Origin of the sequence: Caballeronia sp., assembly GCF_028292365.1 — a bacterium.
Taxonomy (GTDB): domain Bacteria; phylum Pseudomonadota; class Gammaproteobacteria; order Burkholderiales; family Burkholderiaceae; genus Caballeronia.
In genome coordinates this window covers 1-6,073 of sequence record NZ_JAQGMM010000166.1, presented here as the reverse complement: position 1 = coordinate 6,073, position 6,073 = coordinate 1, and the positions used below count along the sequence as shown (strand labels likewise).

Below are 6,073 nucleotides of genomic sequence, written 5' to 3'. Positions count from 1 at the left end.
GTCACAGTCACGCACGCGTTATTGCCTGGCATGGTCGAACGCAATCGCGGGCACGTGTTCAATCTCAGCTCGATCGCAGCGTCCTACCCCTACCCGGGCGGCAACGTTTACGGCGCGACGAAAGCGTTCGTGCGCCAGTTCAGCCTGAACCTGCGGGCGGACTTGACCGGCACGGCGTTGCGCGTAACCGACATTGAACCCGGGCTGTGTGGCGGCACGGAATTCTCGAACGTCCGCTTCAAGGGCGACGACACGAAAGCCGCCAACGTCTATAAGGACGTGCAACCGCTGACGGCCGAGGACATTGCCGACTCCATCTACTGGATCGCCACACGCCCGGCGCACGTGAATATCAACACGATCGAGTTGATGCCGGTCGCGCAGTCGTTCGGTCCGCTGACCGTGCATCGCGGCTGATCCAGGCCAGTGAATACGCGAGACGTCCCGCCGATGGTTGCCGGAAAGCAGCGACCAACAGCACGATTGAACGGACGTTTTGCGGCTTCCGGTAAAATGCGCGGATGAACATGTCCACCAGCGAGCCTCAGCAGGCGAATGGCCTTTTGACCTTCGATTGGCCGCTCCGGGTCTATTACGAAGATACCGACGCCGGCGGCATCGTCTTCTACGCGAACTACCTGAAGTTTTTCGAACGGGCGCGCACTGAATGGTTGCGCGCGTGCGGCATCGACCAGCGTGTACTGGCCGAGTCGGACGGCGTATTGTTCGTCGTCAAGCGCACGGCGGTGGAGTACTCGGCACCCGCGCGCCTTGACGATGTCATTCACGTGATAAGCCGGATCGAGCGTATTGGCCGGGCATCGGTGGATTTCCATCAGGAAGCGTGGCGGGACGGCACCTTGCTGGCTTCCGGCAACATCAAGGTGGCGTCGGTCAGTCTCGGCGCCATCCGCCCGGTCGGGATTCCCGTCTCCGTGCTTAACGGCTTACGCCGCGGACCGCAAGACTCTGTCTCAAATAACGCGTCAACCGTGCCGATGTCAGCACCGTTTAAAACATCTTGTTCAGAAAAACCCATGTAGACAAAGACCCTTTGACTCCATCAAGACCTGAACTGAACTGAATCGAGCCTGCGTGCCTTCAGGCACGCAGGCACAGAAGTACCGAGCATCTGCTGGCAAGCCTGCCTACGCTTTCAGTCATTTATCGAAAGCCTGACAATTCCCGGCCAGCGCACCTCGGACGCCCCTTTGGGACGTAACAGCGGACTTTTATGAACACTACACAAGACCTGTCGATCATTTCTCTCGTCATCCATGCCAGCCTGTTGGCGCAGGCCGTCATGGCGCTGTTGCTGATACTGTCGTTGTTGTCGTGGACCTACATCATTCGCAAGTGGTTTGCCATCCGGCGCGCGCGGAATCAGACCGAGCGCTTCGAACGGGACTTCTGGTCGGGCGGCGACCTGCAGGCGCTTTATCAAAGTGCTGCTAACAACCGCCACACCATTGGTGCGCTGGAGCGGATCTTCGAATCGGGCATGCGTGAGTTCCTCAAGGGCAAAGAGCGCCGCATGAACGATCCGGCGGCCATTCTCGACGGCTCCCGCCGCGCAATGCGTGCCGCATTCCAGCGTGAGATGGATGTGCTCGAAGTGAACCTCGCGTTTCTCGCGTCAGTGGGTTCGGTCAGTCCGTATATTGGTTTGTTCGGCACGGTCTGGGGGATCATGAATTCGTTCCGCGGCCTCGCCAACGTTCAGCAGGCAACGCTTGCGAACGTGGCGCCGGGTATTGCCGAAGCGCTTGTGGCAACCGCAATTGGCCTGTTCGCGGCAATTCCGGCGGTGGTGGCGTACAACCGCTACGCACACGATATCGACCGCCTTGCCATCCGCTTCGAAACGTTTATCGAAGAGTTCTCGAACATCTTGCAGCGTCAGGCTCACTAAGGAGTTCAGAATGGCCGGAGGTCCAATGCGTTCCAGCATGCGCGGCAGTTCACGGCGCGCCATGTCCGACATCAACGTCGTGCCGTACATCGACGTGATGCTCGTGCTGCTCGTCATTTTCATGGTGACTGCCCCGCTCGTCTCGCCTTCCATCATCAACCTGCCAACGGTCGGCAATGCAGCGCCGCAGGAGCAAACGCCGCCGGTCGTGGTCAATATCAAGGCCGACGGCAGCATGAACGTGCGCTACAAGGACGACGGCGGCGCGGCACAGCAGCAGAACATGACGGAGGGCGACCTCAAGACTTTCGTGCTGAATCGGCAGGAGTCGCATCCCGACCAGCCCGTCGTGATTGCCGCCGACAAGACCGTGAAATATGAAGTGGTCATGAACGTAATGTCCGATATGAAGGCGCGAGGCGTCAAACGGGTCGGATTGTTAGTTAAATCGCAATGATGAATCGGCAGCCCAGCGGGCACCCTGGCGCGCGGACCAGCGCGCGCCCCATCCGTCCGCCGCGTGAACGCGGGACATGGAAGGCGTTCGCGCTCGCCGCGCTGATGCACGTGTTGCTTGGCATCCTCCTGTATCACGGCGTCAACTGGCAAAACAACACGCCGGCGGGCGCCGAGGCAGAGTTGTGGACCGAGATCCCGGATCTGTCAGTGCCTACGCCACGCGCTGTACCGCCGCCTGCACCGCCGATCAAGGTGCAGCCCGCGCCGCCGCCGGCGAAGGACGAGGACGCTGACATCGCCTTGCAGGAAAAGAAGCGTAAACAGCAGGAAGCGGCGGCGCGCGCCGCGCAACTCGCTGAACAGCAGCGTGCGCAACAGCTGGCCGATCAGGAAGCCGAGGCCAAGCGTCAGCAGCAGCTCGCGGCACAACAGGCCGCGCAGCAGGCTGCTATAGCGGCGCAGAAGGCAGCTCAGGACAAGCAGAAGCAAGCCGATAAGCAAAAGCAGCTTGCTCAGCAAAAGCTCGACCAGCAGAAGACGCAACAGGCTAAAGAGAAGGAAGCTGACGCAGCGAAAGCCGCAGAGCAGCAGAAGGAAGCTGAATCGAAGGCGCAAGAACAGGCGGACGCCAAGGCCAAGGCTCAGGCGGATGCCAAGGCGAAAGCCAAGGCCCAGGCCGACGCGCAGGCGAAGGCCAAGCTTGATAAGGAACGTAATACCCGGTTGGCGGCGCTGCAAGGTCAGGCTGGCGGCGGCACGAGTTCAAGCGGCGACGGGCTGGCCAAGAGTGGCACGGGTCACGGCGCGGGCGGGACGGCGACATCAGCGGGCTATGCTGAGAAGGTGCAGCGGCGCGTGCGTCCGAACATCACTTGGGCAGGAGAAACGGCGGGACTTGAGACCGTGGTCTCGGTACGCGTGTCGCCGTCGACGGGTACGTTGTTGTCGTCAACAATTCAGCGCTCGAGCGGCAATGAGCAGTGGGACCAGGCCGCGCTACGCGCAGTTCAGCGTTCTGATCCAATGCCCCTGGATACCAACGGCCAGGCGCCCGGCACGTTTACGATCACATTGCGTCCGGCAGGTGGTTGAACGGACATGGTAAAACGACGGTGCACAATGAGCCCTGATGGGAACGAATTGTGCATTCGGCGGTCTGTTCTGCTGCCGCCGGTAGTTTAAAAATCGCTTTTCTGGAACCAGATACATGAGTTTGATGACAAAGCTTGGCCTGAAAACACTTGTTGCATCCTGCCTGATCGCCGCGGGTACCGCTGCCCACGCGCAGTTGAATGTGCTTGTCACGGGCGTGGGTTCTACCCAATTTCCTATTGCCACCGCCACATTTGCCAACGAAGCAAGTTCGCCGCAGCAGATCAGCGCGATTGTTCGTCAGGATCTGGCGCGCAGTGGCAAGTTTACGAATATTGATGCGGGCGGCACGCCCGTGTCGGAAACGGATTCGGTCGATCTTGGCAGCTGGAAAGCGAAGGGCGCGGACGCATTTGTCTCCGGCAGCGTGAATCGCCTGCCGAACGGTCAGTACGAAGTACGCTTCCGGCTATACGACACGGTCAAGCAGCAAAGCCTGGGCGGCCTCTCGCTTGTCAGCCCGGAAAGCGGTCTGCGCATGAGCGCGCACAAGATTGCGGACTATATCTACGCAAAATTGCTGGGTGATCGTGGCGTTTTCGCGACGCGCCTGTCGTATGTGATCAAGACCGGCGGCCGTTATCAGTTGCAGATTTCCGACTCCGATGGCCAGGATGCGCGCATTGCGCTGTCCAGTCCCGAGCCGATCATCTCGCCGGCGTGGTCGCCTGATGGCACCAAGGTCGCGTACGTCTCGTTCGAAAAGAAAAAGCCCGTTGTTTATATCCACGACCTGCCGACAGGCAAGCGTGTGATCGTATCGAATCAGAAAGGCAATAACAGTGCACCGGCGTGGTCACCGGACGGCCGCAAGCTTGCGGTCGCGCTGTCGACTACCGGCAACACGCAGATTTTCCAGGTGAACGCAGACGGCAGTGGTTTGCGCCGCCTGACGCAGGGCAGCTCGATTGACACCGAGCCGGCTTACTCTCCCGATGGCAACACGATTTATTTCACGAGCGACCGCGGCGGCCAGCCTCAGATCTACAAGATGTCGGCGAACGGCGAAAGCGCCGGCCAGGCACAGCGCGTCACATTCACGGGCAATTACAATACAAGCCCGCGAGTGAGCCCGGACGGCAAGCAGATTGCGTACATTTCGCGTGTTGGCGGCGGCTTCAAGCTGTATTTGCTGGACCTCGGGTCCGGCACGGCGACTGGCCTGACCGACACCACGCATGACGAATCGCCCAGTTTTGCGGCGAATGGTCAGTACATCCTCTACGCCACCCAGGTGGACGGGCGTGGCGTGTTGGCTGCCGTATCGACCGATGGTCGTACGCGGCAAGTCTTGTCGCTTCAGGGGGGCAGCGTACGCGAGCCGTCCTGGGGTCCGTTCATGCAATAAACCTCACGCAATAACTTAAGCAGCAACACACAAGGAGAGTAACCATGATGTCTAAAATTCGTTTCGGCTTTGCAGTGGCGATGGTCGGTGCATTGGCCGCATGTCATTCAGGCGTCAAGCTGGATGAAGGTGCAAACAAAGGCGCGATCGGCACGCAACCCGACGCGAACGCAGTTCAACAGGTCAACGTCGACCCGCTGAACGATCCGAACAGCCCGCTGGCCAAGCGCAGCATTTACTTCGACTTCGACAGCTACGCTGTTCGTGACGACTATCAGCCGCTGCTGCAACAACATGCGCAGTATCTGAAGAGCCATCCGGATCGTCACGTCCTGATCCAGGGCAACACCGACGAACGCGGCACGAGCGAGTACAACCTGGCACTGGGCCAGAAGCGTGCTGAAGCTGTGCGTCGCGCAATGTCGCTGCTGGGCGTGGCCGATTCGCAAATGGAAGCCGTGAGTCTGGGCAAGGAAAAGCCGCAGGCAACCGGGCATGACGAGTCGTCGTGGGCGCAGAATCGCCGCGCTGACCTCGCTTATCAACAGTAACGTAACCAGTCACGGGTGAGTCGCCGTATGTTGTATCGCTTCCCCTCGCTGCGCGCGGTCGCAGTTGCTTGTTTGTTAGGTTCGGCCGTGGTCGGCGGGTCGGCGCACGCGGCGTTGTTTGACGACAATGAAGCACGTAAAGCCGTGCTCGATTTACGCACGAAAACGGACAGTCTGGCTAGCCAGTTGTCCGCCGCTCAGCGCACGATCCTCGATCAATCGAATCGTCTCGACCAGTTGAATCAACAGGTCGCTACGCTCCGAGGACAGAACGAGGACCTGGCCAACCAATTGACGACGGTGCAAAAGCAGCAAAAGGACTACTACACTGACCTCGATGGCCGGTTGAAGAAGTTCGAACCGCAGCAGCAGACGGTGGATGGCGTGCAAGGGACGGTGCAGCCCGGCGAGACTGAATCGTTCAACGCGGCGTCAACGCAGTTCCGCAACGGCGACTTCAAGAATGCTGCTGCGTCGTTCAAGACGTTTGTCGCCAAGTATCCGGACAGCCCGTACCAGCCCACCGCGCAATACTGGCTGGGCAATGCGCTGTATGCTCTGCGCGATTACAAGGGATCGACAGCAACCTGGCAAAATCTGGTGACGAAATATCCGACGCATCCGCGGGCAGCCGATGCGCTGCTCGCGATC

8 protein-coding genes are annotated in these 6,073 nt (G+C 59.9%); all 8 read left to right on the top strand.

The window, feature by feature from the left end:
- Window positions 1-417 (top strand): SDR family NAD(P)-dependent oxidoreductase (locus JWR14_RS10225; RefSeq protein ID WP_299705395.1); only part of this gene is annotated, 417 nt, incomplete at its 5' end.
- A gap of 110 nt (window positions 418-527) precedes the next feature.
- A complete protein-coding gene (gene ybgC / locus JWR14_RS10220) occupies window positions 528-1,043 on the top strand; it encodes a tol-pal system-associated acyl-CoA thioesterase (protein ID WP_299705392.1) in 516 nt (171 codons plus the stop codon).
- Between the two features lie 191 nt (window positions 1,044-1,234).
- Window positions 1,235-1,912 (top strand): protein TolQ, encoded by a 678-nt coding sequence (gene tolQ, locus JWR14_RS10215; protein ID WP_299705389.1) that lies wholly within the window; start codon window positions 1,235-1,237, stop codon window positions 1,910-1,912.
- A 10-nt stretch (window positions 1,913-1,922) separates the two neighbouring features.
- Window positions 1,923-2,369: a protein TolR gene (gene tolR, locus JWR14_RS10210; RefSeq protein ID WP_299705386.1), complete on the top strand. Its 447-nt coding sequence runs from the start codon at window positions 1,923-1,925 to the stop codon at window positions 2,367-2,369.
- A complete protein-coding gene (gene tolA / locus JWR14_RS10205) occupies window positions 2,366-3,463 on the top strand; it encodes a cell envelope integrity protein TolA (protein WP_299705384.1) in 1,098 nt (365 codons plus the stop codon). Before tolR ends, tolA begins: the two co-directional genes overlap by 4 nt.
- A 115-nt stretch (window positions 3,464-3,578) precedes the next feature.
- On the top strand, window positions 3,579-4,871 hold the full coding sequence (gene tolB, locus JWR14_RS10200) for a Tol-Pal system beta propeller repeat protein TolB (RefSeq protein ID WP_299705382.1): 1,293 nt from the start codon (window positions 3,579-3,581) through the stop codon (window positions 4,869-4,871).
- 44 nt (window positions 4,872-4,915) lie between these two features.
- Complete coding sequence (gene pal, locus JWR14_RS10195; RefSeq protein ID WP_299705380.1) at window positions 4,916-5,422, top strand: peptidoglycan-associated lipoprotein Pal; 507 nt, start codon at window positions 4,916-4,918, stop codon at window positions 5,420-5,422.
- Between the two features lie 27 nt (window positions 5,423-5,449).
- A partial coding sequence (locus tag JWR14_RS10190; protein WP_299705378.1) for a YbgF trimerization domain-containing protein occupies window positions 5,450-6,073 on the top strand: 624 nt, incomplete at its 3' end.